Raw genomic sequence first — 24,648 nt, 5'->3', positions numbered from 1 at the left:
ACCCCCTCAATAAGCCGCAGCTGAGACAGCAAGGGCCACGGATGGAATCGCGATCAGCGCGCCGATGTAGGCTGCGACCGCGGCAGGCACGCCCAAAAACATCGCGCACCAGGCGGCGCCGTATCCAACGGATACGAGAAGGGCGACCCCGACCGGAACCACGGCCAGCCCCAAGAAAAACATTCCAAGTCGCTTCATTCACTCCCCCTCCAGAATATCCAGCAGCGCGCCCAAAGGCCCTTCCGCTGTCCCGTCGCCACGGCGCGTTAGCGCCTCGCGGATGTCGTCGATGGGCGCGCCGTACTGCAGCCCTATGCTGATTGCGATGGCGGCATCCCGCCCGTTGATCTGCATGCCTGTCCCCGTCTTGCCGGAGTCGATGAACACCTCGGCGACACGGCCGTCGTGATAGCGGCCAATGCCGGCGGTGTAGATGTGGAAGTCATGGGTGAACTCGATCACCTCGTGCTGTCTGCGGTTTGGTAGTGGTTCGCGGGTCATGCGGCTCTTGGGATGGTGGTGTTGTCGTTGGCGAAGAGTGGCGCCTGCTCGAACTTCGAAGGCGCCTCACGCGCAGCGAAAAGGTCGGCTTGGGAATACGCCTTCGCGATGCGATCGCAGGCTATCTCGAAATATCCCTCGTCGATCTCAACGCCTATGAAAGGACGCCCCATCCTCGCGCACGCTACTCCAGTCGTTCCAGAGCCCATGAAGGGGTCGAAGACTGTTCCGGACGTCCAGCCGACTACCGTCATCATGAGGGGTATCGGCTTTTCGGTCGGATGATTTCCATTACCGGTTCGGCGTGCATCAACAACATCTGTTGGTCTTCCGGCCGGGAAAAAATGATCCGGGCCAGGGTAGAACAGCGCAACTTCAGTCTGCCTTGCGTGCTCGTGCTTCAGATCACCCATGGACCAGTTGTTTTTCACCCACGTTACTAGACTCTTTGGCTTTGGTACCTCCCTAAGATTATCCCATCTACAAAAGATGTATTTGGAATGCGTTGCGGGAAGCTCGCAAGCCCAAACGAGGAGCTCGGCGCAGTCGTCGTTTGCGATCGCGCTATGCTTTTCTATGCGGTGGTTTGATTGAAAGGCCATGCCATAAGGCGGATCAGAGACCATAGACTCGATGCCCCCCCAATTGCATGCTGCACCTCTCTGCAATCACCGCAATACAGTGTCGCAAGGCCAACTGTCTCTACGCGCATAGCCGCTCCGAACTCTTGTTATCATTCGCCGCCGCATAGTCCTTCCAGTCGAACCACTGGATGACGGGGCGGCCTTCATGCCTGCGGTCCCAGATGAACCACGCGTGGCACACAGCGGAGCTTGCCTTCGGCCCGTCCCAGCCGTGCCGGTGCATCATGGGAAGCCGGCGGCTGGCGACATGGACGCGGGCAAGAGGCCGCATTTCAAACCACGGTCTGCGGGCTGTGCCCTCAAGGAAGGCCAACCGCAGCAGCATCGCGACATACCCGCATTCGTGGAGAGCACGCTCTACGAACTCGCGCGCCAGCTTGAACGGCGGGTTGGTGACGATCGCTTGGGTTACCCCCTGGCCGGGATAGCGACCGTCCCTCACGAAATCCAACCCACCTACGCTGTCGGGGCAGCCACGATCGACCAAATCCGTGGCGACGACAGTGTGTCCTTTGGCTCGCAGCACATTGACGATCGCCCCGTCTCCGCAGGCAGGCTCCCAAATTGTACCCTGCGGCAGCCATTTGGACTCGATCGCCAGTAATGCTTCTACCGCCTCGCGTGGCGTGGCGTAGAAGTCATCGCCGCGCGCCGCATGGGTGTGTGTTCCGACGCCGCAGACGGTCACGACGCCACCACCAGTGCGATCACGCCGCCAATGAGAAGCGCATAGAACACCGCGGTCCAAATGACCTGCATCCAGAGCAGGATGCGGGCTGACCGGGCAAGCCTGTCGAGTTGGTTGGTCATTGGGCCTCCAAATCGTGCAGGTAGCAAAGCAGCGGGGTCCGGTGGCAATCCCACCGCACAAGCGCAATTCGCCCATCGGTTCTGATAAGCCGGCCTCTTCCTCCATCCAGTCGGTGCTTGACGCGCATCGCCTTCACTCCGGGCACGCAGTGAAACTGGGAATGTGGTCAAGATGGACAGCCCAACGGCCAAGCGACGTATCGCCGTCGAAGATCTCGATAGTAACCGGCCACAGCCACTCCCTGCCGTCGCCATTATCGAAGGCGTCCTTGGCGGCCTCCTCCGCCAACCAGAAGCTGGCGCCGTTCAAGAACGTCGTGTTGAAATGTCGGCGCCCCTCTACCCCCTCGACCTCATAGCCGATCTGCCGCCCCACTGGTTGCGGCGGTGGGCTCCACCGCGCAACTGCCTGCGCGTTCCTTGCGGCCGCCTCGACCGCCCATGTTTCCGCAGCATTCATCACGCCGCCTCCCTCATCTCCACGACCGGCCTGTAGCTTTTCACCTTGTAAAAGCGGCCGTCCGGCTCAACGCTGATTTCCGCTGTCATCCGCAATTCCCCTTCTCGGTCCAGCCACTCCTGGACGCCCTTGGGCGCGGGCATCGCTCCGCCGTGCTGCGCCCAGAAGCGGCCAGCCTTCTGCTTGGCGAACCCCTTGTGCTCCGGGCATACCCACATCTTGTGCACCGTCAGTCCGCAGTCGAAATCGATCCGCACACTGTCCGTCCCGCCGGGCTTGTCGTGGTAGCGAAAGCGACGGCCGGTGACGGGGAGCCATTCGGGCTCGGCCGTCGAGAGGATGGGGGCGCTGTCCGCGGTCGCCTTGTGTTTTGGCTTTTCCTCGAACTCAAACTCATTGCCGCAGTCAGCACAGACGCGCGCCGATGCGTGCACAAGGCTGAAGCACTCGGGACAGACCTTTACCGGCGCCTCGCCTTGCCCTTTGCCGGGCTTTCGGGCGCGAACGTCATCAACAGGCCCGTGCGTCCTGACCCACCCCGCGAAGTCCAGCACGAGGCAGTTCGCCTTGCCTGGCGCTAGGCGTGTTCCCCTTCCAACAGCCTGGACGTAAAGGCTCGGTGAGAGCGTCGGCCGCAGGGCCGCGATCAGATCCACGCCGGGCGCGTTAAAGCCCGTCGTCAGCACGCTGTTGTTGGTCAGGCACCTTATGCGACCCGCCTTGAAGTCTTCGATGATGCGGCGCCGCTCCGGAGCCGGCGTCTCGCCGGTGACCACCTCTGACGAAAATCCCCGCGACCTAATCTCGTCTCGAACATGATGCGCGTGCTTAACTCCAGAACAGAACGCCATCCATGACCGCCGGTCCCGACCATAGCCAATGATCTCGTCAACAGCCGCGCGAGTGACCTCATCTTGATCGACCGCGTCTTGCAGAGCGCCCGGAACATAGTCACCCCCTTTCTTCGCGACGCCTGACAGATCGAACTCGGTCGTCATCCCCTTGCTGACCAGAGGCGACAGGTAGCCGTCGCGGATGCCGTCTGCGATGCCGTAGGTGTAGACGACCTTGTCGAACAAGCGGTCATCGCCTTCGTCTAACCGGCCACTGCCAAGCCGGAACGGCGTGGCGGTCAGCCCCACGATCTTGAGGTCCGGGTTGATCTTGCGCAGCGCCTCAATGAACCGGCCATACATGGTGTTGGCCTTTGGCGGGATGAGGTGCGCTTCATCCACCATCAGCACGTCGACGTGGCCGATTTTATCGACCTTGCTGTGCGCCGTCTGGATGCCAGCGAACAGGATTTGAGCGTAGGTGTTGCGCTGCCCGAGGCCCGCAGACAGGATGCCCGCCGGCGCCCATGGCCAAAGGCCCGTGAGCTCCTTGAAGTCCTGTTCAATGAGTTCCGCCACATGAGTTGCGATCACGATCCGCATGTCCGGCCAGCCGTCGAGCAGCCGCTGAATCGTCGTGGCCATGACCAGACTTTTCCCCGTCCCCGTCGCCAGATCGATCAGCGGATTACCGGGCTCGGACGCCCAATAGTCGAAGAGGGCTTCAATTGCCTCCTGTTGATACGGGCGCAACGAGAGAGTCATGCCGCCGCCTTCAACTCATGCCGGTAGCGCTGCGGCTTCGGCGCCTCGTACCAGAACGCCACCCGTGGCGGCTCCTCGAAGCAGGCCACGACGACCGGGTTAGCGGCCTCGTACCGGCGCGCAGCTTTTCGAAGCGTGGAGCCACTTTCCCGTGCCGTATCGATGATCAGGATGCGACCGAGATGCACCGGCGCGGTCGCGCCGTAGGGAATGAACGGGATGTGCAGTTGATGGCTGGCATAGACCGCCGCGACAGCCCCGGAGCGTCCCGGCCCTGTCACCGACCCCACCGCCGGCAGAGCGGTGAGCACACGGCGCAAACGCTCCGCAAATTCGCTCTCGGTGACTATGCGCATGCCGCCCTCCCGCCGTTGTCGTTCGCGGCCACCCGCCGCTTATGCGCCAAGCGCAGGTTCACGGCCTGTGTCCGCGGTCGCAGGTGCAGCGGGTTGCAGCACCTGCGGTTGTTGCATTCGTGGTCCAGTTGCTCGCCCGGCCGTAGCCGACGGCCGCCAAGCAACCGCCACATGAGGAGGTGGACACCCACGGTCGCGCCGCGATAGCTCACCCGGCCGTATCCACCTCCCCTGCCCGATCCGCTGTCACTCCCGGTCCAGTTCCAGCAGCCGTGGCACTGGATCCGCTCGCGGATTCGGTCGGGAATTCGAGCGTCGTTGATGTCAGGCAGCATCCCGCATTCCCCCATCCCTCCACAGTTCGCCATCCGCGAGCCGGTATTCGACCCACTCTTCTTCCTCACAGCTGTTCACCTGCTCCCCCGGAACCAGCGCCGGGATGAAAAGGTGCGCCGCACAGCCGGCCTGCTGTTCCTCGTGAGTCAGCGGCTTGTCCCAACGGCCGCAGGTCCAGACGCCCCGATCGCCGACGATCTCCGCCGTCGAGTACAAGCACGTCCGGCAATTCACCCGTGGCCAAGCCTTCTCGTGGCAGTGCGGCTTGTGCTTGCACCAGCCGCAGACGAAGGCCGCCTTGGAGTCCGGGTCTTCGTGGAGCCGCATCAGGGGCTCGTCAGCGCGGACGATGCGCTCTGCCTTGGCAATCAGCCGTAGGCAATATTCCGCGTCGTAATTGACGCGCTCTGCGTAGAGATCGTCCGTGTTCTTGTTGACCGCGAGATAGATTGCTCGATCCCGGTGCCGCAGATGCATGTACATCTGAAACTGCCCAAAATGGTCGGGCTTCGATTTGGCCACGCCCTCCTTGAGCAGTTTGCGGAATGACTTGTCATTGTGGCTCTTCATTTCCGCCACGTGGATGGTCTTGGGCGCCTCCGGCAGCCCCAAGACCTCCGCGTCGAGCTTGCCCTTCACGTGACCGCCGACGGCGGTCACTGTGATCTGACGGCCGGTTGCGGGGTCCTTGTCCTGGACCTCGCAGCCGATGGCCCGAAGCTCCTCGATGAACCGGTCTTCCTCGATGTTGCCGGTGGCAAACAGCCGGATCTTCTGGCCCGTGAGGACTTCTCCGGGCGACACCCAATGGAAGTCGTACCAGAGCTTGCGCAGGCACGGATCCGCCAGCGTGGAGATCGATAGGGTGCGCCCCTCCCACTGTTCACGGGCCTCGTAGTGCTTGTAGATGGCTGCGATCGTCGGGGCGACCGTCGCGATTTGCGGGAGGGGCGCCATTAGCGGGCGTCCAGTTTGTCTGAGATGATGGAAAGGTGAGCTGAGATGCTAAAGAACGCGCCGAGCGCCACCCAGAAGACGTCATGGTGATACCAGCCGAAGCCGGCCATTACGCCGCCGCCAATTCCGACCAGTACGTTTAGGAGTCTGCTCGCCACTTCCATCACCGCACCTGCAACGTCGGTTCGCCGGTCTTGATGCGGGCGCCGGGCACGGACAGCCCACCGTCGAGCGCTTCCTTGATCGCCGACTTGGACACGGACTTCGTCACGTCGGTCTTCCATGCCCAGGCGGGCAGACCGGCCTCGTCGGTTATCTCGACGCTGTCGCGACCCTTGGCGACCGTGAGCGTGGCCTCAGGCAGCCGCACACGTGGCAGGTCCGCGGCCTGCAGGAGACGTAGTGCCAACTTGCGCATGGCCTCTCCACGGCGCTCGCTGCCGGCCTGACGGGCCTTCAGATCGTCGATGCGGGATTGCTGCGCCGCAGACAGTGCCTTGGCGTCCAGGATCTGCGCGGCAATCCGCGACAGGATGATCTCCGCGTTGGTCTCCCCCTCGATCGTGTCGGCGCGGAGTTGCTCGTCCTCCGCGAGCTCGGGATAGGCGGCGACGAGATCCTGGAACTCACGTTCCAGAAGGTGGACTTCAAGCAGCAAGTTGGACATGGGTTGCCTCGCGTTTGGCGGCCATGGCCGCGTCGTATTTCTTGCGTTCGGTTTCGGGGGAGATTTCGCGGGGGTAGAGCGCCGCCTCTATGAGGCAAACTCCGTGATCGAGGTGTCCGCGCCGGATCTCACGCAGGCCGTCTTCGGCCAATGCGGATGCTTTATAGGGAAGCTGATCGAGTAGGCCGCGGTCGCTGATCTCGTTGATGAGATCATCGTCATCAAGAAGCCCGAGATAGACCTCGACCTCCATGTCAACGGTGACTGTTCTGCTCATCCCTCAAACCCTCAGCGGCATGATGACGTGCAGGCTTGTATCGTCCCCGCACATAAGGGCCGGCGTTCCAGGGTCGCCCAGCTTCAGCGAGACGGTCGGAGTCCCGATCGCCGCGAGGGTGCCCGTGACGTACTCGCCGTTGAACCCGATGGTGATGGGCTCCGCGCTGTACTCGATGGCGATCTCGTCGCTGGCGCTCTTGCCCTCTGGCCCGGTTGCGGACAGGGCAGCACCATCACCGGCGAGTTCAAAGCGGACGGCCCGACTGCTGCGGTCCTGGATGGCTGAGACACGGGCCACGGCTCCCGCGAGCGCCTCCGACGCAATGACGGCGACCTTGTCATTCTGCCGGGGGATGACCCGCTCGTAGTCGGGGAACGAGCCGTCGACCAGCTTGGACGTGACGACGACCGCGCCGGTCTCCACCCGGATCTTGGACTGGGAAAGCGACACGGTCAGATCCGCGTCTAGCCGTTGGATCTCACCCACCATCTGGCGCGGGATGATGACGGCCGGCACTTCGGCTACGGGACTAGGCACCGCAACGCGTGCCAGCTGGTGGCCGTCGGTAGCGACCACCACCAGATCGTCCCCAACCACATGCATGTACACGCCGTTGAGGTAATAGCGCGTCTCCTCCGTGCTCATGGCGTAGGCCGCTCGGCCGAAGAGGGTTTTGACGTCGTGGGCGGGCAGCGCGAACGTCACGTCAAACGCGCCCGCCGCGAGGTTCGGATAGTCGTCGGCCGGCAGCGTTTGCAATTTGAACCGCGACCGCCCGGCCTTCACGGTCGCAGTGTCGCCTTCGACACTGATCGTGACCAGCGCATCTTTGGGCAGGCGCGCCGCGATGTCCTTCAATGTTCGGCCAGGCACCGTGACGGCGCCAGGCTCGCCCACTTCGGCCTCCGCGCTTGCCTGCGCCTCCATGTCCAGGTTGGTCGCCTGCACCTTCAGACGGCCGGCCTCGGCCGTCAGAAGCACGTTCTGCAAGATGGGGATGGTGCTTCTGGCCTCGACCACGCGGTCGACAGCCGTCAGCAGGCGCGCCAAGTCGGCGCGCGCAATCTCTACGCGCATGGTTTGTGTCCTTGGGAGAGGTGGGCGGCGCGAACGCCGCCCTGGGGGTTAGGTACTACCGCCGTCCCGTCGGCCACGGCCGCTTGCCGGCCGTGCCTGTTGCCGCCTGTTGCTGCGGCGCTGGCCGGTTCTCGTTGGCAGCGGATCGGTTGTCGTTGGCGGGTGCGCCGCCTTCACCGTCGAAGTAGTACTGCTTCACTCGGTTCGTGAGTTCGCCGTTGTCCTTCCGCTTCTCCACGCCGACCTTTGCCATGAACGCCTTGAAGTGCAGCTCTTCGCTGTGCTGAGGGTTGAGCACTCCTACCGCTCGTCGCAAGGCGGCGAAGTCACGCTGAGCGATATCCTGCGCCTTCTCGTTCTCGTGCTCGAGGTTGAGGTTGATGAAGAGCTTGCGCTCGGCGTATTCGCCGTCGAGGATCTGCGCGGTCAGCTTGAGCACCATGCCGTTGCCCTTGGCATTGGCGGCATAGTCTGACTCGACGATCTCGAGGTTGTAATCACCGGCCGGAATGGGATCGTACGAGCCCGTTGAAGGATCCGCATCCGGGTTGTAGCTTCCACCTAAAGCAGCCATTCAATATATCTCCTTACGCAGCTTCTGCGATGTCGTTATCGTTTGCGACACCTGCCGGCGCCGGGAAGTATTTCGAGAGTTCGGAGTAGCCTTGACCTTTCTTGTAGGGGACACTTGGGGGCATGTTGTAGCGGTTCTTGGCCACAAAGCCGGCCCGCTCTTCCAGGTGAATCTGTCGGTCGCCGCCAGATTCACCGTGGGTCACCTTCTTGTTGAAACCGGCGTCCGCCGTCTTCAACGTGACCCGGTAGTTGATGAATCCGACGATGTCCGCCCGCTCGCGCACCAGAGCGTTGGCCCGTTTGTGGAGCTTCAGGCTGTAGCGGCTGTACGGGTCGGATGTCGGGGAGTCGAAACGCACGATATCGGGGTGAGCAAGCTGCACCACACCGATACCTTGCGCCGCGAGTTCGGCCAGGCCGGACAGGTAGTCATTCCACTCGTTGTCCGCCTCCGAGTAGCCACGGCCATAGGAGGCCGGCGACCCTTTCTCGTTGGAGTCGATGGAGTCGGCGCCGATGCGCTGTGCGGTGGCCCGCTGCAGCAGCGGCTCGAACCCATCGAGACTATCGATGATGACCGTCTTGAAGTCATGCGGCTGGGTTAGCAGTTCGCCGATCGCATCCAGCATGTCACCGTAGGTCTCGATCGTGCCAGGTGTCGCCAGCTCGACGTCGGAAGGCGGACTCTCTCCTGCCGTCTGGAGATAGATCGGGTCGGGAAATTCCGCTGCCAGGGATGTCTTGCCAACGCCGTCAACGCCATACAGGACGATGATTGGCGGCTTTCGGCTCTTGGTCGACTTGAGCTTGGAAAGTGAAATAGCCATCACAGCACTCCCATGAACTTGGCGACCGTGAGGTACTGGCCGAGGTCGCCGATGATGGACAGCAGCAGCGAAGCCGCCACGAGCCAAAGGATGATCTTGATGGGGAGGGTCACGCCGCCATCCTTTCGTATTGGCCGGAGAGGCTCGCAGCGCTGGCCCGTAACGCCGCGGCGTTGTCCTCGTGGCGCCGTATGTCCGCCCGGCCTCTCGCCTTCGCAGCCCGGCGCTCGTTCCACGCGGCCACTCGCTGCAAACGCGCAGCCGCTCTCGTTGCGCTCCCAGCTTCCGCCAGGGCGCGTTCAATTGAAATTACGTGCATGGATTGCGCCTCAGCTGGGGAGGTGGGGAACGAGTTCGTTGGCGGAGTAGAAGCCTGTACCGCCGCACTCGACGGTCCCGACGCGATAGGGATCGCCGTCTTCGGAATCACCGTCGTCATGGAAGACGATTCCGACCTCTCCGTCGCGCGTCCTCACCCAGTCGCCGGGCTTGAACTTGCGCCCAGGCGGCGGGCCGAACACCAGCTTGTAGACGCTGTTGCGGGTGCGGACCGTGTTGTCGGGCAGATCCTCGACGATCGCGCTCGTGCGGATCGGCATGCCGTCAGCGAAGCGCCCCTTTCCGTCGCCATAGATCTTGCCGACGACCACGCGCCCAAAGATGCTGGTATGGATTGACGCGTCGTAAATCGTGGCGTCGGGAGTGGGGATGGGGGTGAGATCGTCTGGAGCGCAGTACCAACGATCTCTCGATTTCACGTCATCGGATGACCCGTTGTGTCCATTGGCCCATGAATCCAACTGAACCTCAAAGGTTCCATCGGCGTGCCCATTAACGATCTCTCCCACCTCGCACTCAGGCCCGTAAGCAACCGAACTCACCACCACCCGATCGCCGACCTTGAAGATCGGGTCCGCACTGGCGAGTTCATCGTCGCCCCACCAGAACGGATACTTCTCACCTCCAACCGTGCGTAGCCTATAGCCCTTTGCAGGGTTCAGTTTGCGGATCGTATAGACTTCGTCGTGCCGGCCATTCGCCAGCACCACTCTGTCACCAATTGAAAATGCCATCAGTTTTTCCCCTTCGGGCCAGCCGGAACGAGCAAACTTTCGGAATAGACCGCCTGGAGAACCTCCCCGGTCTGCACATTTATCCGTCGGATTACGTATGTGTTCTCGGCATATGCGTGGCGTGTCTGGGCAATGACCTCCCAGACGACTTCCGTGTGCAAAATGCAAACTGTACTCAGCATGTCGAACGCGAAATCGTCGTTCGTCATGCCGCTCTCCGAAGGGGAATTACCTCTGCGATGCGCGGGATCGGGGCCGCCATAGCAACGGCAGGCGCCGCGCTTTCGTCATCGACCACCGGCTCGATCTCTGTCGTCCAGAGCGCGCGTCTCCTCAGATCTCCTTCATTGTCGTAGTACTCGACAACGACCTGCTCGCCCTGGCCGTTGCGTCTGACCTCAATCACACGTCCTTCGATATTTGCTCGAACAACATCGTCAATTTCATATTCTGCTTCCGACATGACTTTACCTTCGTCATGTGGTTCTTTTCCCGGCGGCCGAGCCGCTGCGGGTCGTGAGTTGCCCCACGGCGGAACGCTGGAGTGCAGCGCTCGGCGATGGGCAAAGATGACGATACCCGCTAAGCTTACGGTGTGGTCCATTTTGGAGGGGTAAAATGGAAAGCGGTTCAGATGAGTTGAAGGGGCGTCTCTTCGCTCTGGAAAGCATCATTCAGGTGATCGTCGCGACATCAAACGCGCCGCTCTTGCCGACGACGATCAACGCTCTGAGGAATACTATCGTCCAGAAGATCGAGGCGCGCGGCGCCGAATCCAATGCGAACCTAGATTTCGCACGCGGGCTCGCCCGCACTTTTGACGCCGTGCTTGGATCCGATCGAAAGCCTGATCCAGCCGAGCCCCAATCCGCTCAATAGCGGCCTGCACTCGCTCCTCAACTGTCTTGTCATTCATGGCGGCACTCCTTGGTGAGGCTATGGCGCCGCGCGCCATAGCTATGGGCTGACTGTTCGCCTCATCGCGAGATAGATCTCGACCGCAAGGTCGAGGGGATCGGGGCCGCTGCAGTGCTTGCAATGGCCTCCATATTTGGCAGCCGCCGCCTCGCCAGCCAAAAGCATCTCCCTTGATATATCCGGCTCGTGCGCCGTTAGCTCCGTCTCCCGCCGCTCTGCTTCTTCGGCCCGCCAGTCTTCCATTTCTGCGGCTTTGGCCGTCTCGATCCACGCATCTATAGGTGGCATGGTTAAATCCCCCGATTGTCCCCATAAAGAGCTTGATCTTGGCCGTTAACGTTTTGCAAGCTCAACTTTTTTACGAGGCGTCGCAGCTGTGGCTGGACAGTAAAAGCTGTGCATGCTCAACTTGAACTGGACCGCCGTCAGAGTGCCTTGGTTCGACAGCATTTGCTGCGCCCGCACGGGGCACGGTCTTGCGCAAGCAAGACTGGGGCAGCAGGGCTCCCCCCTGCCTCGAACCAGGGAGACGACAACATGGCCAACATGTTGAAGTCGAAGGTGGTGAGAGTGCGGGCCTACGTCCGCTGGCGGTTTGGACGCCTTGAGCATGTCTGTGCTCACTGGCGTTCCCATCCCGACCAACTCTCATTTTCCTTCTAGACCGGCCTCGTAACCCGGATCCTCTGACGGCGGTCCACATCCCCCGTGGGGGATGGTTAGATAGTGAGAGAGCGGGGCGCGGAGACCCTGGGTTGCGACGGAGCCCTGGCCCCGCTCTCTTTGGTTGGTGGGATGGGGCGCAGAAAGAATGGGTTGCGCACATTCAGTGGCCCCAACCCCACCAATTTCTCATATGACGGCCGACGGCCGTCATAGTGTGCGGGCGGCACGCTCCATGGGTTCCGCGAGGACCATGGCCCGCACAAAGGGATGACGTGAGAAGGGCGTAGCAGCAATGGGTTGCGGTCTTCCGATGGCCCATCTCATGTCAAGCTGTTAGGGCGGGCGAAGGGCTGATGGGTTGCAATCATTCTCTGGCCCGCCCCGGCAGCGCTATGCGCGCCGCCATTCCAAATACAAGTGCTTCAGCACTCGCTTCTCGACATACCGCAGGGCGCGGTTTGCGACGTGCGCATCGTAAGAGTCCTTGCCCGTCTTGGACTCTTTGACGGGCAACCCGAGCATCTCCGCCTCGTATCGAGCGCGATCGGTAAAGACCTTCTGGTAATAGGTCGCGCCAGGGTCATCCGCCCCGAACGGCGATCGGTACAGCCCCATGCTGCCGATCACATACTGAAGCCCGACGCGGGACACAGAGCGGCGGCGCTTGCTGTATCCGTGCTTGATCCAGTCGTCCGCGGACGCGCCTGCCCCCGGCCGGCCCTGGGCCTTGCCGTCGATCACGGCTAGCCCCATCCGCTTCCACACAGCCGAGACGCTCTTGTAGGTGCCCACGTCCCCGCACTCCCCGACGATGCCGGCAAGCGACATCTCGCCGAGCCCCTTGACGGACTTTGCCCAAGCATGGATCGGGAGGGTGCGGACGAGCTTTACGAGCGACTTCTCATAGGCGGCGCGCTGCTTTTCGATGGGCTCGAGTGCAGCAAGGTGCGGGAAGATGTGCCCCGAATACGGATGAGGCTCCCCGGCCTTGATCCGATCGAACGCCGCAGACGCCTCCTTCTTGTCACCGCCAATGGCGCGCCGTAGCAGTGACTTCGCCTGGAGGATTAGCTTTGTCTGTGCCGAGACCATGTCCTGACGCAGTCGCCAAAATTCGATGATCTGGTCTGTCGCCTCCTGGATCTCGGCGGTGGCCTCATAGGGTGCCAGTGGGATGATGTCTGGGGTGGCATAGGGAGCGGGCGACATGATGGTGGGCGGCGGCGGCGCGCTGGCCCGCTCCCTATGCGTGGGGTTGCTGCTGGCTTTAGTCCTGATGGTTGCGACGGAGCCAGGGCCAGCAGCAATTCGTGAATTCCGGGTGGTCGATTGGGCGATCTCGGCGACGGAAAGCATGGCAGTCTCCTGAGTGGGTTGCTGAGGGCGCAAGTGGGGTGGGTTGCGTCGTGGGCGTGGCCCTCAGCGAGAGGTGGCGATGGGGCGCGCACCGAACGGGTTGCGAGCATTCAATGGCCCCATCGTCATAGGGTTGGCTGGCGCTAGCCTTGTGGATTGCGCCGGTTCATTGGCCAGCCGAAGTGGATCGTGGGCGCCCGGAACATGGTTTGCGGTTGAATTGTGGCCCACGAATTCAGTTGGGGCGGGCATATTCTGCATGGGCTGCGCACGCCACCTGGCCTGCCCCGCCGCTCATGCGGCTTCCTTCCGAGAGGTGGCCTGCAACCTCTCCAATTCCTTCACGCCCATGACCTCGCCGACGCGCTTGCCGTCCGGCACAGATGCTGCAACGCGCTCGAGCCATCGCCCTGTGCGGATCATGGTCGTGCCCTGCGAGAGGTAGTGATGGGCGACAGCAAGCACTTCTTCGCCGGTCGCGTTCTTCAGCAAAATGGACTTGCCGTTCAGGCGGAGCTCGTAGTCGAGGATGCTGTGGGTCACCGCCGCTCCAAAGCGCGCTGCTCTGGTCCGCGCCCTGTTTAGGCTATTAGGCGTGGGCTCAACGCGAAGAGGCGTCCGAATAGCCTCGTTTCGGGCGCGAGCCGCTTCGCCTATTGCAACGTCCGCCCATCGGCGAAAAATATCCTCGTGCCAGTCTTTGCGGCGACGTGCCACCGAGGTCAGTTTCTTTGACGCGGCCGAGCGGTCTCCGCCGCATTCATCCAAAAGACGTGCGGCGATACTGGTCGCGCTCTCAGGCTCGATCGGATGTAATCTCAGGTCTGGTGCAGCTGTCATTTGGTTGTCTTTCTCTATGCCGCGAACTGAGCCGGCTCGCCAACCTTGTGACGTGCCTCGTCGAGCAATCCGCGCGGATAAATGTTGACAGCGCCCGTGAGCTTCTGCCCGTCCCGCGTATATTCGCGGGTGTGCTTCTCGAGTTTGATGCCGCGCTCTCGGGCTAGCTTGCATGCCGCCGCGGCAAGGGCTCGCCTGTAGCTCCAATGCCATGACGCTCGGCTGGCTGCCCGATATTGGTCCAATGTCATAAAGGCAGATTGGGCTGCGAGCGCATCGCGTTCAGCCGTCAGTCGCTCGACCTTCGTCTGCAGGAGGGTGATGGCGCGAAGAACAAACTCGTCATCCGAGAGTTCGCCTGAAGCGACTTTCTCCTCGCCCTTGATGTAAGCGCCGTCTTTGCGGATGGCGGGGAGCACCGTGCGGGTCACCCAGTCCTGAAACGACCGGGCCTGCGGCTTGTCCGAGCGCATGATGAGTTTGTAGAGACCGGATTCGGAGATGATCGAAATGGGGTGATGTATCCCCCCAATCTGATTGGGGGGTATCGGCGTTCGTTCATCAGCTGCTAGCTTGACCAGGTGGCGAGTGTACTCGCCCCGTCGCCCAGGCCGCAGGTCCAGCGCCCGACATACATCGGCCGCCACGAACCACGGCGCGCCGTCGATATCGACCACACGTACATTATGACTCTGCGTGTCGATGGCGAATTCAAAGGAGGAGACTGCGTTGCCCATCTCAAGCCTCCAGCCGACGTGCGGCGAGGCGGCGCCCTGTGTCGGGCGAGAGGGAGACCCGGCCGCCTTGGCGGTCGAAGTCGGGGTCGACGGCGGGCTGGTGCCCATCTTCGTCGCGTGTCGGCCTGGGGCCAAAGTTCACGGCGCGGGAACGCCTTGTGCGGAAATCAAAACCGGTACGGATCTGGCTCTGTCTCATCAGGTGCGGCCTTTGCAACAAGGGATGACGCAACTTACAACAAGCGCTTGTTAGATGTCAACCACTTGCTTGCCCAAAAGACTTGTTGGGCCTATGAGAGTTGCACCAAGTTATTGCCAGGATTTATTAAAATGACACTTGCGGATGTGGTGCGCCGGGCGCGTGAGGCCAAGGGGATGACTCAGGCCCAGCTGGCGGAGGCGGTTGGAATCAGCCAACAGGCCGTTGGGCTGATCGAATCAGGGCGGACAAAGGCCCCCACAACGAGCTGGAAGCGAATCGCCGCAGCGCTCGACATCCCCCTCCAGGACCTCAAAACCCTGATGGACCAGGCGAAGGCCGAGGACGGGAGGATAAAGGGCAGCCACCTAACCCTTGCGTCTGATTCGTCGTCACGAGTTCCCGCGCCGAATGCCGGGCGGGCGGCCAATCTGACGCCCATGGGGGGCGTGATACGCACTATTCCCGTACTGGGACATGCGGCCGGAGGCGCGCCTGGCCGGGGCTTCATAATCATGGGCGACATTATAGAGCGCGTTCCCTGCCCGCCATGGCTCGAGAGCGTTGACGGCGCCTACGCGCTTTATGTCGATGGCGAATCGATGGTGCCGCGATATTTTCCAGGTGAGCGGGTCTACATCCATCCCCATAAGCCCCCGTCGCCCAACGATTTCGTCGTCGCGCAGGTCAAGAGGCCGGGCGACTTCGAGCCTCACGGCTACATTAAGCAGTACAAGGGATGGGACCGCGGCATGCTCATTCTGCATCAGTTCAATCCCGACGAGGATCTCGAGTTCGACGGCGACGAGGTGGTAGCACTCCATAAGATCGTCGTGCCCGGCTTGTCATAACAAGCCGTCGATACAATCACTTGTTGACAGAATCTGATTCGCTTGTTAGCTTGTGTTCATCGCAGCACAGAGGACAAAGCGATGATGGAAGCAACCACCCACCCCACCCCCAGAAGAAGACCTCTCCCGCCAGCCACCCCAACAAGAAGATTACCGGCAGGAGAATCCACCGTGAACAAGGGCGTAGAGGTCAAGGCAATTGGCCCGCAATTGGAGATCAGGCTCGAGGATGGCCTGACGATAGTGTCTTACGTGGGCTCGGTGGAAGTCGCCAAGACCCTCGCCCGTGGTTTTCATAACGAACATATTGTCGACGGCTATATCAATTTACTCGATTATTGCTCGGCGAAGCGCAACGGGAGGGTTTCATGACTCCCGTGATGCGCGATACCGTGCAGGCCGTTTCGGCTGAGTACGGATTTCCCACCGATCTCCTGTTGTCCGCGGAGCGGACTACAGGACTGGTCGAAGCGAGGCACGATCTATTCCGGAGATTAAGACAGAACTCGCGGTTGTCGCTTCGCGAAATGGCACGGCGGCTTGGGTTCGATCACTCTACGATCTCGAAGGCTCTCCGTGGTGGAGATCCGCGCCGCCGCAGGATGAGCGAAATTAGTCTCCACAAAGGCGTGGCGCGAGACTTCATTGATAGCCGCGCTGGCATCCGGCACTTGTTCAATGGCGAACATGTCTCGCTTGGATCCGCAGACGCGATCCGCAGGCTGTGCAAATTAAGATCCCACGAACTCCAACGCATTCCCCACGAACGCCGCCGCGAGCCCAACGCAAGGCGCGTTCCCGCCGAGCAGCGGATCGACGACATCGACGCGGCCATTCTCGCTGCCCGCTATGTCCGGAGGTTCGGGGATGGCCACTGAACAGGGCGCCGCGGCGCTAATGGGGATAGCGTTCTTAGCTGGCGCCTGTGCGGCGGCTGCGGTTCGTGCTGTCCGAGACTGGTGGCACAGCCGCAACCGCATGCTTGATCCCGACTGGGACGTCTGAAACACGGAAAATTGGTTTTGCTGGCGCGGCTTAGGCGCAGACGGAAGAGGTGTGTGATGGGAGGGTTAAGAGCAGAACACGCGACCACATCGGGCGGCGAGCCGATGCTGCACCTGATGGTCGATTTGGAGACCATGGGCACGTCGTATGACGCGCCGGTTCTGGCAATCGGGGCGGTCTTCTTCGAGCCCTCTACGGGCGAGATTGGCGAGCGATTCTATGACGCGATCGATATCGAGGACGCTTGCCGATATGGCCACCCTAGCGGGTCGACGATCAAGTTCTGGATGATGCAGGGCGACGACGCCAGGGCTGCTGCTATCGCAGGCAACAAAAGCTCCAAGGAAGTCTTCGACGCATTTAGGGCTTTTTGCTTGACGCGCGGCGACAGGATAAAGCCATGGGGCAACGGCGCAACATTCGACATCGCCATTCTGGATTACGCCTTCCCCAAAATCACCGGGCAAGCATCGCCATGGCGGTTCTTTAACGTGCGCGATTGCCGCACGATCAAAGATATCGCGGGTGACATAGCGGCCTTTCCTCATCCAAGGGCCGGGACGCATCATCAGGCTCTCGATGACGCCGTCTTTCAGGCGCAATGGGTGTCCTACTACTGGCAAACGCTTCAGCGCGCCGCCGTGGCCAAGGCGGATGGCTGCGATGTCTAGCCCCACCCCACCCCTCGCCCTCCTCACCGCACTGTTCCGGGCTTTGATTGCGCAGATGGAGAAGGCGGATGGCTGATCGTCCTATCCTCTTTTCCGCGCCTATGGTCCGCGCCTTGCTTGAAGGTCGCAAGACGCAGACGCGAAGGGTTCTCAAAATGCGCGGGCATCGGTCTTTCAGCGAATTCGGCCCGTCCGATACGCGTGGCTATGACTGGCACTTTCGCGATGCCGCAATGCGCTGGCACGATCTGCGCAACGGGGAACTGATCAAGCGCCTTTCCTATGCCATCGGCGACCGCCTATGGGTGCGCGAGACGTGGACGGCTTGCATGGTTCACGGCTGGACGATTGCTGATGCTCGCTCCCGCCTGTTCGAGGAGGAAATAATCTACCGGTCGGATGGACATCAAAGTATCGATGGCTGGTGGTCGTCTATCCATCTACCTCGCGAATTCTCCCGCCTGACGCTGATCGTGACAGACGTCCGCGTCCAACGTCTCCAGGACATCAGCGAAGAAGATGCGATCGCCGAGGGGTGCGGACTGACGTCGGAACAGGTCGCCACCAACAACGAGCTCGCACAGCGTCCGCCACCCGTGCATGGCGACTTCTGGCACATGTCCACCGGGCGGGGCAACTTTCTCGCCCTTTGGAGCGACATCCATGGCGGTATCGACGCTTGGGACGCGAACCCATGGGTTGCCGCCTACACCTTCACCGTCCACCGCTGCAACATCGATCAGATGGAGGCTGAGCATGCCGACTGACACACGCGAGGCCACGCCGAGGCCGTGGATTGTTGTCGAGGATACCTTTGATGAGGTCCTTGAGATAACAACGCTCAAGCTCATTGAAGATACTAGGCTGGCCATTGTGTCGCGCGAGCTTGGATTCCGCGCCGATATAGACGCAGAGAGCCGCGCCAACGCCGCCCTTATTGTCGAAGCCGTCAATCATTTCGATGAGGTGGTGGGGGTGTTGCGGGAGCTCTTAGACAGTCTCACTGCGAGATTCCCAGAGGCTCACAACAATCCTCTTGTGTCGCGCGGGTACTTCCTCCTCTCCAAGCTGGAGGCCAGCCATGATAACTGAGAAGTACGTCAAGGAAGTGCTGGCAGCGATCGAGGCGCTGAAGACTGCCAGGGCTCACAGGAAGTCTATCAGCGGGAAAATGAACCGAGTGAGCGTCGCGGCCTTCATGCAGCGACCGGGCGGGTATAGCGACGAGCAGATCAATATTAGCAGCTACGTCACCTCTGACCTTGGCAATCGCGTCGCCGCACTTATCCGTCAAGACGCCGATCAGCGTGTGGCCGCCTGCGAGCGCCGTCTTCGCCAACTCGGCGCCGAGATCCCTATGGAGGCCAGCCATGGAAGCGCGTGAGCGGCTGGCGATGGCGCTGCATTCCGCTGCGAATGAAGCATTCACATGGGAAAGCGAGTTCCCTGATCTGAAGGAAATCTACCTGCATCTCGCATCCACCGCCCTCAAAGCCCTCAACCTCACCGACACCGCAGCAATGGCGCTGATGGATGGTGAGGGGATGGTGGTGCCGAACTATCCGGCAGGTGATGTGATCGGTCCATGCCGTTGCGGGTCATGGCCTGGGGGCAAGTGCTTCAAATGCCCGACGACAGACTCCTCCCCATACAAGGAAACGACCAATGAATAAGAGCGTCATCACAGCGCTTTTTGCGCTGACAGTCTTATCCGCATGCGACAGCGATGCGAATGTAGCATCCCGAAACCTATCGAAAGCCGCTGACCAATTTGAGATTAGCCGACGGATCGTCTTCTACAACGGGATCACCGGCGACTACATGCTGACCATGGAGGGCCTTTGCTCTCTCGGAAACGCCGACAAGTCCCGTGAGCTGACAGTTACTTGCAAGACCGGTCCCGGAACCTTCAAGAAGCACTTCCTCGGCCTTTCTGACAACGTGACTTACTTCGCTGAGCAGATCGAGGCGGCCCAAGCGAACGTCTATCGGTACCGGGTCATCTTCAAGCCTTCCGTCATCATCCCCGACATCGACGTGAGGCCTGGGCTATGACCGCTGATGAGATCGCGGAGTTGCGGCGCGTGGTGGTGCGGCTTCAATCTGTAAGCAAGAAGGATCCCACCTCAAGTATTTCTCGTGGGTACGGCATCAGGTTTCTTTGCACGATCGCGGCGCCGAAGCTCCCGCTCTATAGCGTCCCTGATAAGGTCTAGGGAATCCTCGCCCGGCTCAAGAGCCGCTTTGATGCGGTCTTTTACGCCCTCGGCGAGGGTCACGTGAACGCGTTCGGCCCAGAGTTTCTTCCGCCCCATGCGTCGAGGCGTATCGTGTGCATGAATGTGAGTCAAGCGGCACCTTTTTCGTGTGCATGATATTGACAATAACATGCACACGTTATAATTTCAATCATGCACATGATTGGAGCGACGGAAATGGCGCCCACGGGGCTTAGCGAATCCGAGAAAGCTTTTGCAATGCGCATGCTTCCTCATTTTATGTCTGGGAAGAGCGCGCATGAAGCTGCGAAGTCCGTTCTTGATGATGACGCACGCCTATTCGACGCATTCTGCGACCGAAGCCACTCGTACTTCGTCGATATAGGAGACGGCAGGTCAGCCAGATCCCGAGAGGGGAAAGGCGACGTAATTGCCAAGGATATTTCCGCCATAGTTTACAGCCGGATTCGCGCGACCATCGACAAAGCCGGCCCCGGAGAGTGACAGATGACACCCCATAAAATTGCGGAGTTGCAGCGCCTGCGTGAGGCGGCGGTAGCTCGCGCTGGCACAACCAGGGAATACGCGATCTGGCTTGAGGCTCTGGACAAGGCTTCAGGCGACCTTCTCACCCTCGCCTCCCGCGCCCTTCCCGCCGCTACTGATGTGCCGGTAACAGGAACGTCGATCAGGCTTATGGAGCAGGCTCAGCAGACCAGTGATGCTTATTTCAACAGCATCTTAGATCGAGCAAAGCGCGAGGCGTATGCGGAGTGCAAGGCTATTGCCGACACTGACGCTGATGAGCGTGCCGGTTCACTTCAAGAACAGGCGGGCCATCGCATCGCCAAAGCCATCGAAGCCCTCGCGGAGAAGAAGCCATGAGCGCAGCAATCGAACTTATGCCGTGGCTGCTATCGGCCATCACCATCTACATGACCATCCTTGCTGGCAACCGATCTCGGAATGCATGGGCAGTCGGCCTATTGGCGCAGGCGCTATGGCTGTTCTGGATAGTGGCAACGAAGACATGGGGCCTCATCCCTATGAACTTCGCCTTGTGGATTGTCTATGCCCGGAACCATTGGAAATGGACGCGCACTCAATCGGAGGACACCCCATGACCAACACAGACAAAGAGAGCGCTGATTTTGCGTCAGAAAGCGATGGCGATTTTCTTGAACGCATTGGTCTAGACGCCGCTAAATGGGCGCATGAGTTTAGAACCATAGCCAAGCGTCTCGGATATTCCGATATGGATGAAGACTGGCTTATTGGCTGGTTCGCTAATGCAATCGAGCGGGGGCGCGATGCCGGTCGCGAGGCGGAACGCGCCGAGGCGTCGCGCTGCTCTGACTGCCCGCCTGTTGGCTACCCGACGGACGAGACGCGCTGCGAACCGTGTGATAGGCGCACCGAGGTTGTGACGGATGCGCACCCTGACGACTTGGCCGTTAACCGCTTTGCCGCCGCGATGAAGGCCAAACTTGCACAGAAGCGCACCGAGGGACGAAGCGGCTGGGATGACCCGGCGCAGTGCAGCGGCGAATATCTGTCTCTGCTTCTCGTTGAGCACGTCGATAAAGGCGATCCTCTGGATGTCGGCAACCTCGCCATGATGCTGCATCAGCGCGGAGAGCGGATAGCCGATGAACGGGAACGTTATGTTGCCGCGATAGCCAGGCGCAAGCGCGCCGGCATGGGTGTTTCGCACCCGCCCAAGCCCGAGCCGTCGCTGGATGTGGAGGACAGCGAACCCGTTGATGGAGAAGCCTACCACGGAAGGCTGTATGGCCCTCACGGCCATCTGATCATCACTCCGGGCCTCAATGAAGAGCACTGGCGCCTTGAGGATATGCCGACAGATGATCCCGACGAGATTTCCATAGGGCTGTTCGCCAAAATCGACCCGTTCACGATCGCGCCCGCCGCCCTCAGCAAGCCGGAGGGGAAGTAATGACCGCGCCACGTCGCCTTAGCAATACCATGCTCAAGGTTCTGAGAAACATCGGGGCAGGCCGATCGGCAACGGACGGATTTCCCGGCGGACGGTCTATGAGCGGCGGTCTTAGCGGAACGTTTGTTGCGCTCTACCGGAGGGGGCTCATCAGAGACGAAAAGCTGACCGACGCTGGAAGGGAAGCGCTTCGCAGGGAGGATGAAAGGCTATGACCGCGCCCGGATACCGGCTGGATGAAGCCGCGCTTGAGGCTGCCTACAAGGCTTATCTTGATTGTCCCATCGATATGTGCGGCGATCACGATGAAGAATGTGAGAAAACTGTGCGCGCTGCGATCGTCGCCTATCTCGCCGCCGCGCCGCAGCCCGAACCGCCTGTTTCTGGTGGTGATCAAAGCGGTCTGAAATCACCGCAAATCCATGCGCAGCAAGGCGTTGATGGTGGTGACCAACTTATGCAGGAAATGCACAAGTTGCCCGAACCGCCTGCGGATCTCGTGGAGAGGGCGTGGGACCACATGAAGAAAGCAAGCAAGAACGGATGGCTGTTTACCCAGAGCAGCCATGTCGCCGAAGCCTTTGCCGCCTTCGCGCAGGAACATGCAGTGGCAGAGAAAGCCCGCGCTGACAGGGCGGAGAAGGCGCTCTGGGATGCGGAAATTAACCTCGATCCAGAGCACGAGACCCGATGGTACGCGGCATATAAGGATTTGCTCGCTGACATCCGCGCCCGCGCCGCCCTCAATGGAGAGTGAGATGGCAACGATCACCCTACTGCCTAACGCCGCTGTCGACAGGATCTGCCACGATGAGCAGATGGTCATCTGGAGCGGAGAGGTTGTCGGCGCGCTCGGTCTCGGGGAGTTTTTGCGGGATGACCTCAGCTACGACGAGATTGCGCAGTTGCACGAGGTCGTCAAAAGAGAGCTTCGCAGCGTCATAAAGATGGCGCTTAGTCATCCCGAGGCGCGCACGGTCTACTCGCTACCGAAAACCCTCACCCCATCCCCGCTTCCTCAGCAGCCTTGAGAAAGGCAGCACGGGCAGCAAGGATCGCTTTGGGCCGTTCGGACTGTAACGCTGCAAGGCAAGTCCGTTGCGCGGTCATGTGAGACGGAGTGCCAGCGGCAGTGCCCGGCCACTCCTCCATAAGAACCCGAGCCGCCTCTTCCACGCTCGTTACCGTCCGTCGCGTGCTGTTAGAGATCCAGATATCAACCGGTTCAAACGAGAGACGGGGCATGCTGTATGATAGCACGATCGCCAGCCGGGAGGACCGATAGATGAGTGACCCGATTGAACAAGCCGTCGAAGCCGCAGCTGCGGCGTTCCACATGGCCAACAAGGAACGCAACCACCTGCGATGGGAGAACTGCAGCGAGCAGTACCGGCGGGAGATCCGGGAATTGATCCGGCCGTCGGCAGAGGCTGCGTTTCGGGTGGCAATCGCTGGCAAAGAATGATCTGGGGGTGTTATGGCCACCGCAAATGACAACATCGGGCCGGACGAGCCGCTTCGCTTGGTGGATGCGGTGCGTTATGGGTTCCCTCACGGGGGCATGACGTTGAGTGGCCTCCGCAAGGAGGCAAAGCGTGGGCGGCTGGCAGTCGAGCGGATCGCTGGCAAGGATTTTACCACGCTCAGGGCAATTGAGGAGATGCGTCGGCTATGCCACGTCCAGCGAAGGGCGCCCGGCTCTGGCTCCGGAAGGAGCGGATTGACAAGCGAACGGGCAAGCGCATCGCCAATGCTGCCTGGTTCATTCTCGACGGCGGCGAGCATATCCCCACGGGATGCGCTGCTGGCGAAATTGAGCAAGCGGAAAAGCGCCTAAAAGAATATATCGCGGAGAAATACAGGCCGGAGCGGCGCGAGCGAGATATCGAACGCATCGATATTGCCGATGTGCTTTCGATCTACGACGACGATACGCGCCAGCGCCAGGCTAACCTGCGCACCTTTGATCAGCGATTGAGCCGTCTCGCCGAATGGTGGGGCGGCAAAATGCTGTCCGACGTCACGGGCGAATCATGCCGGGCCTACGTCGAGCATCGCAGGGCAGTTGAGCTGCAACGACGCGCCACAGCCAAGCACCGGCCGAAGGGCACGCCCACCGCTCCGACGGCTGGCGGCGCGCGCCGTGATCTGGAAGACCTACGGGCCGCAATTAACCACCATGCAAAACAGGGGCTCCACCGGGGCGTCGTGAAAGTCGCGCTTCCTGAAAAGGGAACGGCACGCGATCGCTGGCTTACGCGAGACGAGGCGGCGCGGTTGCTCTGGGTGTGTTGGCGGGCCCGAGAAGAGCAGAGGCGGCACCGGGGCCCAGATGCCGGCAAGGTGCTCCCCACCGACAAGCGGCCACTGCGGCACGTCGCGCGCTTCATTCTCCTGGGCCTGTACACGGGATCGCGGGCCGCTGCTTTGGCTGCCGCATCGCCGTCGAGGGCAGTCGGGCGATCTTATGTCGACCTCGATCGCGGCATCTTCTATCGGCTTGCTGAGGGAAAGAAGGCGACGAACAAGCGCCAGCCTCCGGTTCCCATCCCCCCTCACCTTCTTGCTCATATGCGGCGATGGCAGGCCAAGGGGATCGCAGGCGAGTACTTCGTGCAGTGGAACGGCAAGCCCGTCATCTCGGTGAAGACGGCGTTCGGGACGGCCGTCGATAAGGCGGGCCTGGACGGGAACGTCACGCCGCACACCCTCCGACATACCGCGGCGACCTGGCTCATGCAGAACGGCGTGCCGATCTGGACGGCGGCGGGCTTCTTGGGCATGTCGCCTGAGATGGTCGAGCGGACGTACGGCCACCACCACCCTGACTATCTGGCCGAGGCCGTCCGAGGCTTCAAACCAAAGAAATCGGCCTAATCATTGGAGATTTCATTGGAGATTGGGAATGGCGATTTTGTAAGCCATTGAAATCATTGGTGGGCCCGGCAGGACTCGAACCTGCAACCAGACCGTTATGAGCGGTCGGCTCTAACCATTGAGCTACAGGCCCATGAGGTGCCTGGCAACCAAAGCCGTCGACGGCATCCTCATCGACGCTCTGGATGAC

At 61.1% G+C, this 24,648-nt stretch carries 40 protein-coding genes and 1 tRNA gene; 17 read left to right on the top strand and 24 right to left on the bottom strand.

Annotated features, from left to right (window positions below; translation table 11 throughout):
- Positions 1–6: 6 nt before the first annotated feature.
- From KIO74_RS00670 to KIO74_RS00590, 18 genes are all read right to left on the bottom strand, one after another.
- Positions 7–198, bottom strand: a complete 192-nt coding sequence (locus KIO74_RS00670) for a hypothetical protein (protein ID WP_213329481.1) — start codon at positions 196–198, stop codon at positions 7–9.
- The gene (locus KIO74_RS00665; protein ID WP_213329478.1) at positions 199–501 is read right to left on the bottom strand and encodes a TSCPD domain-containing protein; all 303 of its coding nucleotides are present in this window, start codon (positions 499–501) and stop codon (positions 199–201) included.
- Positions 498–914: a DNA methyltransferase gene (locus tag KIO74_RS00660; protein WP_213329476.1), complete on the bottom strand. Its 417-nt coding sequence runs from the start codon at positions 912–914 to the stop codon at positions 498–500. Before KIO74_RS00660 ends, KIO74_RS00665 begins: the two co-directional genes overlap by 4 nt.
- A gap of 289 nt (positions 915–1,203) precedes the next feature.
- Positions 1,204–1,833: a hypothetical protein gene (locus KIO74_RS00655; protein ID WP_213329474.1), complete on the bottom strand. Its 630-nt coding sequence runs from the start codon at positions 1,831–1,833 to the stop codon at positions 1,204–1,206.
- Positions 1,830–1,955 carry a hypothetical protein gene (locus KIO74_RS32110; protein ID WP_283772102.1) on the bottom strand — a complete coding sequence of 42 codons (126 nt, stop codon included), beginning with the start codon at positions 1,953–1,955 and terminating at the stop codon, positions 1,830–1,832. The genes KIO74_RS00655 and KIO74_RS32110 overlap by 4 nt, the downstream gene beginning before the upstream one ends.
- Positions 1,956–2,088: 133 nt before the next feature.
- Positions 2,089–2,415 carry a hypothetical protein gene (locus tag KIO74_RS00650; protein ID WP_213329471.1) on the bottom strand — a complete coding sequence of 109 codons (327 nt, stop codon included), beginning with the start codon at positions 2,413–2,415 and terminating at the stop codon, positions 2,089–2,091.
- Positions 2,415–4,013, bottom strand: coding sequence for a DEAD/DEAH box helicase (locus KIO74_RS00645; RefSeq protein ID WP_213329468.1), 1,599 nt, complete (start codon positions 4,011–4,013; stop codon positions 2,415–2,417). Before KIO74_RS00645 ends, KIO74_RS00650 begins: the two co-directional genes overlap by 1 nt.
- Positions 4,010–4,369 carry a hypothetical protein gene (locus KIO74_RS00640; RefSeq protein ID WP_213329463.1) on the bottom strand — a complete coding sequence of 120 codons (360 nt, stop codon included), beginning with the start codon at positions 4,367–4,369 and terminating at the stop codon, positions 4,010–4,012. The genes KIO74_RS00645 and KIO74_RS00640 overlap by 4 nt, the downstream gene beginning before the upstream one ends.
- Positions 4,360–4,704: an HNH endonuclease gene (locus tag KIO74_RS32105; protein WP_213329460.1), complete on the bottom strand. Its 345-nt coding sequence runs from the start codon at positions 4,702–4,704 to the stop codon at positions 4,360–4,362. Before KIO74_RS32105 ends, KIO74_RS00640 begins: the two co-directional genes overlap by 10 nt.
- Positions 4,694–5,662, bottom strand: a complete 969-nt coding sequence (locus KIO74_RS00630) for an oxidoreductase (RefSeq protein ID WP_213329457.1) — start codon at positions 5,660–5,662, stop codon at positions 4,694–4,696. Before KIO74_RS00630 ends, KIO74_RS32105 begins: the two co-directional genes overlap by 11 nt.
- The gene (locus tag KIO74_RS00625; RefSeq protein WP_213329454.1) at positions 5,662–5,826 is read right to left on the bottom strand and encodes a hypothetical protein; all 165 of its coding nucleotides are present in this window, start codon (positions 5,824–5,826) and stop codon (positions 5,662–5,664) included. The genes KIO74_RS00630 and KIO74_RS00625 overlap by 1 nt, the downstream gene beginning before the upstream one ends.
- Positions 5,826–6,329: a siphovirus Gp157 family protein gene (locus KIO74_RS00620; RefSeq protein ID WP_213329451.1), complete on the bottom strand. Its 504-nt coding sequence runs from the start codon at positions 6,327–6,329 to the stop codon at positions 5,826–5,828. Before KIO74_RS00620 ends, KIO74_RS00625 begins: the two co-directional genes overlap by 1 nt.
- Entirely contained in the window at positions 6,310–6,606 is a 297-nt protein-coding gene (locus KIO74_RS00615) for a hypothetical protein (protein WP_213329436.1), read from the bottom strand. Before KIO74_RS00615 ends, KIO74_RS00620 begins: the two co-directional genes overlap by 20 nt.
- Positions 6,607–6,609: 3 nt before the next feature.
- Positions 6,610–7,686, bottom strand: coding sequence for a DNA polymerase III subunit beta (dnaN, locus tag KIO74_RS00610; protein WP_213329433.1), 1,077 nt, complete (start codon positions 7,684–7,686; stop codon positions 6,610–6,612).
- Positions 7,687–7,741: 55 nt separating this feature from the next.
- Complete coding sequence (locus tag KIO74_RS00605; protein ID WP_213329429.1) at positions 7,742–8,260, bottom strand: DUF669 domain-containing protein; 519 nt, start codon at positions 8,258–8,260, stop codon at positions 7,742–7,744.
- 13 nt (positions 8,261–8,273) lie between these two features.
- Complete coding sequence (locus tag KIO74_RS00600) at positions 8,274–9,089, bottom strand: ATP-binding protein (protein ID WP_213329426.1); 816 nt, start codon at positions 9,087–9,089, stop codon at positions 8,274–8,276.
- A gap of 329 nt (positions 9,090–9,418) precedes the next feature.
- Positions 9,419–10,162, bottom strand: coding sequence for a hypothetical protein (locus KIO74_RS00595; RefSeq protein ID WP_213329423.1), 744 nt, complete (start codon positions 10,160–10,162; stop codon positions 9,419–9,421).
- 205 nt (positions 10,163–10,367) lie between these two features.
- Entirely contained in the window at positions 10,368–10,625 is a 258-nt protein-coding gene (locus KIO74_RS00590) for a hypothetical protein (RefSeq protein ID WP_213329420.1), read from the bottom strand.
- Between the two features lie 155 nt (positions 10,626–10,780).
- Between KIO74_RS00590 and KIO74_RS00585 the strand changes: the two genes are divergently transcribed.
- The gene (locus KIO74_RS00585; RefSeq protein ID WP_213329416.1) at positions 10,781–11,041 is read left to right on the top strand and encodes a hypothetical protein; all 261 of its coding nucleotides are present in this window, start codon (positions 10,781–10,783) and stop codon (positions 11,039–11,041) included.
- 78 nt (positions 11,042–11,119) lie between these two features.
- Here KIO74_RS00585 and KIO74_RS00580 read toward each other — a convergent pair whose 3' ends face one another.
- From KIO74_RS00580 to KIO74_RS00565, 4 genes are all read right to left on the bottom strand, one after another.
- The gene (locus KIO74_RS00580) at positions 11,120–11,368 is read right to left on the bottom strand and encodes a hypothetical protein (protein WP_213329413.1); all 249 of its coding nucleotides are present in this window, start codon (positions 11,366–11,368) and stop codon (positions 11,120–11,122) included.
- 768 nt (positions 11,369–12,136) lie between these two features.
- Entirely contained in the window at positions 12,137–13,102 is a 966-nt protein-coding gene (locus tag KIO74_RS00575) for a hypothetical protein (protein WP_213329410.1), read from the bottom strand.
- Positions 13,103–13,396: 294 nt separating this feature from the next.
- Positions 13,397–13,645 (bottom strand): hypothetical protein, encoded by a 249-nt coding sequence (locus KIO74_RS00570; RefSeq protein WP_213329407.1) that lies wholly within the window; start codon positions 13,643–13,645, stop codon positions 13,397–13,399.
- 311 nt (positions 13,646–13,956) lie between these two features.
- On the bottom strand, positions 13,957–14,679 hold the full coding sequence (locus KIO74_RS00565; RefSeq protein WP_213329405.1) for a BRO-N domain-containing protein: 723 nt from the start codon (positions 14,677–14,679) through the stop codon (positions 13,957–13,959).
- A gap of 330 nt (positions 14,680–15,009) precedes the next feature.
- Between KIO74_RS00565 and KIO74_RS00560 the strand changes: the two genes are divergently transcribed.
- From KIO74_RS00560 to KIO74_RS00495, 14 genes are all read left to right on the top strand, one after another.
- Complete coding sequence (locus KIO74_RS00560; protein ID WP_213329403.1) at positions 15,010–15,729, top strand: helix-turn-helix domain-containing protein; 720 nt, start codon at positions 15,010–15,012, stop codon at positions 15,727–15,729.
- A gap of 171 nt (positions 15,730–15,900) precedes the next feature.
- Positions 15,901–16,101 (top strand): hypothetical protein, encoded by a 201-nt coding sequence (locus KIO74_RS00555; RefSeq protein WP_213329400.1) that lies wholly within the window; start codon positions 15,901–15,903, stop codon positions 16,099–16,101.
- The gene (locus KIO74_RS00550) at positions 16,098–16,607 is read left to right on the top strand and encodes a helix-turn-helix domain-containing protein (RefSeq protein WP_213329397.1); all 510 of its coding nucleotides are present in this window, start codon (positions 16,098–16,100) and stop codon (positions 16,605–16,607) included. The genes KIO74_RS00555 and KIO74_RS00550 overlap by 4 nt, the downstream gene beginning before the upstream one ends.
- A 231-nt stretch (positions 16,608–16,838) precedes the next feature.
- A complete protein-coding gene (locus KIO74_RS00545; RefSeq protein WP_213329393.1) occupies positions 16,839–17,405 on the top strand; it encodes a 3'-5' exonuclease in 567 nt (188 codons plus the stop codon).
- 68 nt (positions 17,406–17,473) lie between these two features.
- Positions 17,474–18,172: a hypothetical protein gene (locus KIO74_RS00540; RefSeq protein ID WP_213329390.1), complete on the top strand. Its 699-nt coding sequence runs from the start codon at positions 17,474–17,476 to the stop codon at positions 18,170–18,172.
- Positions 18,162–18,497: a hypothetical protein gene (locus tag KIO74_RS00535; RefSeq protein ID WP_213329388.1), complete on the top strand. Its 336-nt coding sequence runs from the start codon at positions 18,162–18,164 to the stop codon at positions 18,495–18,497. The genes KIO74_RS00540 and KIO74_RS00535 overlap by 11 nt, the downstream gene beginning before the upstream one ends.
- Complete coding sequence (locus tag KIO74_RS00530) at positions 18,487–18,789, top strand: hypothetical protein (RefSeq protein WP_213329384.1); 303 nt, start codon at positions 18,487–18,489, stop codon at positions 18,787–18,789. The genes KIO74_RS00535 and KIO74_RS00530 overlap by 11 nt, the downstream gene beginning before the upstream one ends.
- A complete protein-coding gene (locus tag KIO74_RS00525; RefSeq protein WP_213329382.1) occupies positions 18,776–19,078 on the top strand; it encodes a hypothetical protein in 303 nt (100 codons plus the stop codon). The genes KIO74_RS00530 and KIO74_RS00525 overlap by 14 nt, the downstream gene beginning before the upstream one ends.
- Positions 19,071–19,460 (top strand): beta-sandwich lipoprotein, encoded by a 390-nt coding sequence (locus tag KIO74_RS00520; protein ID WP_213329379.1) that lies wholly within the window; start codon positions 19,071–19,073, stop codon positions 19,458–19,460. The genes KIO74_RS00525 and KIO74_RS00520 overlap by 8 nt, the downstream gene beginning before the upstream one ends.
- A 671-nt stretch (positions 19,461–20,131) precedes the next feature.
- A complete protein-coding gene (locus KIO74_RS00515) occupies positions 20,132–20,509 on the top strand; it encodes a hypothetical protein (RefSeq protein WP_213329376.1) in 378 nt (125 codons plus the stop codon).
- Positions 20,506–20,748: a hypothetical protein gene (locus KIO74_RS00510; RefSeq protein WP_213329374.1), complete on the top strand. Its 243-nt coding sequence runs from the start codon at positions 20,506–20,508 to the stop codon at positions 20,746–20,748. The genes KIO74_RS00515 and KIO74_RS00510 overlap by 4 nt, the downstream gene beginning before the upstream one ends.
- Positions 20,745–21,581, top strand: coding sequence for a hypothetical protein (locus KIO74_RS00505; RefSeq protein WP_213329371.1), 837 nt, complete (start codon positions 20,745–20,747; stop codon positions 21,579–21,581). The genes KIO74_RS00510 and KIO74_RS00505 overlap by 4 nt, the downstream gene beginning before the upstream one ends.
- Positions 21,582–21,792: 211 nt before the next feature.
- Entirely contained in the window at positions 21,793–22,338 is a 546-nt protein-coding gene (locus KIO74_RS00500) for a hypothetical protein (protein WP_213329369.1), read from the top strand.
- A gap of 1 nt (position 22,339) precedes the next feature.
- Positions 22,340–22,612, top strand: a complete 273-nt coding sequence (locus KIO74_RS00495; RefSeq protein ID WP_213329367.1) for a hypothetical protein — start codon at positions 22,340–22,342, stop codon at positions 22,610–22,612.
- On the opposite strand, the gene KIO74_RS32595 is transcribed toward KIO74_RS00495, so the two are convergent.
- Entirely contained in the window at positions 22,581–22,826 is a 246-nt protein-coding gene (locus tag KIO74_RS32595) for a DUF982 domain-containing protein (RefSeq protein WP_213329364.1), read from the bottom strand. The two genes, KIO74_RS00495 and KIO74_RS32595, sit on opposite strands and share 32 nt — an antisense overlap.
- A gap of 40 nt (positions 22,827–22,866) precedes the next feature.
- On the opposite strand from KIO74_RS32595, the gene KIO74_RS00485 reads away from it, so the two are divergent.
- Both KIO74_RS00485 and KIO74_RS00480 read left to right on the top strand, forming a co-directional pair.
- Positions 22,867–23,046 (top strand): hypothetical protein, encoded by a 180-nt coding sequence (locus tag KIO74_RS00485; RefSeq protein WP_213329360.1) that lies wholly within the window; start codon positions 22,867–22,869, stop codon positions 23,044–23,046.
- A 206-nt stretch (positions 23,047–23,252) separates the two neighbouring features.
- The gene (locus KIO74_RS00480) at positions 23,253–24,458 is read left to right on the top strand and encodes a tyrosine-type recombinase/integrase (protein WP_213329358.1); all 1,206 of its coding nucleotides are present in this window, start codon (positions 23,253–23,255) and stop codon (positions 24,456–24,458) included.
- A gap of 57 nt (positions 24,459–24,515) precedes the next feature.
- On the opposite strand, the gene KIO74_RS00475 is transcribed toward KIO74_RS00480, so the two are convergent.
- Positions 24,516–24,591: transfer RNA gene (locus tag KIO74_RS00475), tRNA-Ile, on the bottom strand.
- Between the last annotated feature and the right edge of the window lie 57 nt (positions 24,592–24,648).

This window comes from Chelatococcus sp. HY11 (assembly GCF_018398335.1).
In the GTDB taxonomy this organism is placed as follows: Bacteria; Pseudomonadota; Alphaproteobacteria; order Rhizobiales; family Beijerinckiaceae; genus Chelatococcus.
This window is presented reverse-complemented; position numbering and strand designations above follow the sequence as displayed.

Coding starts and splice junctions, on each gene's coding strand:
- KIO74_RS00505 (WP_213329371.1), top strand. CDS start 20,745: ATGACCAACACAGACAAAGAGAGCGCTGATTTTGCGTCAGAAAGCGAT.
- KIO74_RS00630 (WP_213329457.1), bottom strand. CDS start 5,662: ATGGCGCCCCTCCCGCAAATCGCGACGGTCGCCCCGACGATCGCAGCC.
- KIO74_RS00565 (WP_213329405.1), bottom strand. CDS start 14,679: ATGGGCAACGCAGTCTCCTCCTTTGAATTCGCCATCGACACGCAGAGT.
- KIO74_RS00485 (WP_213329360.1), top strand. CDS start 22,867: ATGAGTGACCCGATTGAACAAGCCGTCGAAGCCGCAGCTGCGGCGTTC.
- KIO74_RS00535 (WP_213329388.1), top strand. CDS start 18,162: ATGCCGACTGACACACGCGAGGCCACGCCGAGGCCGTGGATTGTTGTC.
- KIO74_RS32110 (WP_283772102.1), bottom strand. CDS start 1,955: ATGACCAACCAACTCGACAGGCTTGCCCGGTCAGCCCGCATCCTGCTC.
- KIO74_RS00605 (WP_213329429.1), bottom strand. CDS start 8,260: ATGGCTGCTTTAGGTGGAAGCTACAACCCGGATGCGGATCCTTCAACG.
- dnaN (WP_213329433.1), bottom strand. CDS start 7,686: ATGCGCGTAGAGATTGCGCGCGCCGACTTGGCGCGCCTGCTGACGGCT.
- KIO74_RS00665 (WP_213329478.1), bottom strand. CDS start 501: ATGACCCGCGAACCACTACCAAACCGCAGACAGCACGAGGTGATCGAG.
- KIO74_RS00595 (WP_213329423.1), bottom strand. CDS start 10,162: ATGGCATTTTCAATTGGTGACAGAGTGGTGCTGGCGAATGGCCGGCAC.
- KIO74_RS00625 (WP_213329454.1), bottom strand. CDS start 5,826: ATGGAAGTGGCGAGCAGACTCCTAAACGTACTGGTCGGAATTGGCGGC.
- KIO74_RS00660 (WP_213329476.1), bottom strand. CDS start 914: ATGGGTGATCTGAAGCACGAGCACGCAAGGCAGACTGAAGTTGCGCTG.
- KIO74_RS00510 (WP_213329374.1), top strand. CDS start 20,506: ATGAGCGCAGCAATCGAACTTATGCCGTGGCTGCTATCGGCCATCACC.
- KIO74_RS00620 (WP_213329451.1), bottom strand. CDS start 6,329: ATGTCCAACTTGCTGCTTGAAGTCCACCTTCTGGAACGTGAGTTCCAG.
- KIO74_RS00650 (WP_213329471.1), bottom strand. CDS start 2,415: ATGAATGCTGCGGAAACATGGGCGGTCGAGGCGGCCGCAAGGAACGCG.
- KIO74_RS00515 (WP_213329376.1), top strand. CDS start 20,132: ATGACACCCCATAAAATTGCGGAGTTGCAGCGCCTGCGTGAGGCGGCG.
- KIO74_RS00560 (WP_213329403.1), top strand. CDS start 15,010: ATGACACTTGCGGATGTGGTGCGCCGGGCGCGTGAGGCCAAGGGGATG.
- KIO74_RS00480 (WP_213329358.1), top strand. CDS start 23,253: ATGCCACGTCCAGCGAAGGGCGCCCGGCTCTGGCTCCGGAAGGAGCGG.
- KIO74_RS00580 (WP_213329413.1), bottom strand. CDS start 11,368: ATGCCACCTATAGATGCGTGGATCGAGACGGCCAAAGCCGCAGAAATG.
- KIO74_RS32105 (WP_213329460.1), bottom strand. CDS start 4,704: ATGCTGCCTGACATCAACGACGCTCGAATTCCCGACCGAATCCGCGAG.
- KIO74_RS00670 (WP_213329481.1), bottom strand. CDS start 198: ATGAAGCGACTTGGAATGTTTTTCTTGGGGCTGGCCGTGGTTCCGGTC.
- KIO74_RS00615 (WP_213329436.1), bottom strand. CDS start 6,606: ATGAGCAGAACAGTCACCGTTGACATGGAGGTCGAGGTCTATCTCGGG.
- KIO74_RS00525 (WP_213329382.1), top strand. CDS start 18,776: ATGGAAGCGCGTGAGCGGCTGGCGATGGCGCTGCATTCCGCTGCGAAT.
- KIO74_RS00550 (WP_213329397.1), top strand. CDS start 16,098: ATGACTCCCGTGATGCGCGATACCGTGCAGGCCGTTTCGGCTGAGTAC.
- KIO74_RS00600 (WP_213329426.1), bottom strand. CDS start 9,089: ATGGCTATTTCACTTTCCAAGCTCAAGTCGACCAAGAGCCGAAAGCCG.
- KIO74_RS00500 (WP_213329369.1), top strand. CDS start 21,793: ATGACCGCGCCCGGATACCGGCTGGATGAAGCCGCGCTTGAGGCTGCC.
- KIO74_RS00645 (WP_213329468.1), bottom strand. CDS start 4,013: ATGACTCTCTCGTTGCGCCCGTATCAACAGGAGGCAATTGAAGCCCTC.
- KIO74_RS32595 (WP_213329364.1), bottom strand. CDS start 22,826: ATGCCCCGTCTCTCGTTTGAACCGGTTGATATCTGGATCTCTAACAGC.
- KIO74_RS00585 (WP_213329416.1), top strand. CDS start 10,781: ATGGAAAGCGGTTCAGATGAGTTGAAGGGGCGTCTCTTCGCTCTGGAA.
- KIO74_RS00540 (WP_213329390.1), top strand. CDS start 17,474: ATGGCTGATCGTCCTATCCTCTTTTCCGCGCCTATGGTCCGCGCCTTG.
- KIO74_RS00495 (WP_213329367.1), top strand. CDS start 22,340: ATGGCAACGATCACCCTACTGCCTAACGCCGCTGTCGACAGGATCTGC.
- KIO74_RS00575 (WP_213329410.1), bottom strand. CDS start 13,102: ATGCTTTCCGTCGCCGAGATCGCCCAATCGACCACCCGGAATTCACGA.
- KIO74_RS00545 (WP_213329393.1), top strand. CDS start 16,839: ATGCTGCACCTGATGGTCGATTTGGAGACCATGGGCACGTCGTATGAC.
- KIO74_RS00590 (WP_213329420.1), bottom strand. CDS start 10,625: ATGTCGGAAGCAGAATATGAAATTGACGATGTTGTTCGAGCAAATATC.
- KIO74_RS00530 (WP_213329384.1), top strand. CDS start 18,487: ATGATAACTGAGAAGTACGTCAAGGAAGTGCTGGCAGCGATCGAGGCG.
- KIO74_RS00640 (WP_213329463.1), bottom strand. CDS start 4,369: ATGCGCATAGTCACCGAGAGCGAATTTGCGGAGCGTTTGCGCCGTGTG.
- KIO74_RS00520 (WP_213329379.1), top strand. CDS start 19,071: ATGAATAAGAGCGTCATCACAGCGCTTTTTGCGCTGACAGTCTTATCC.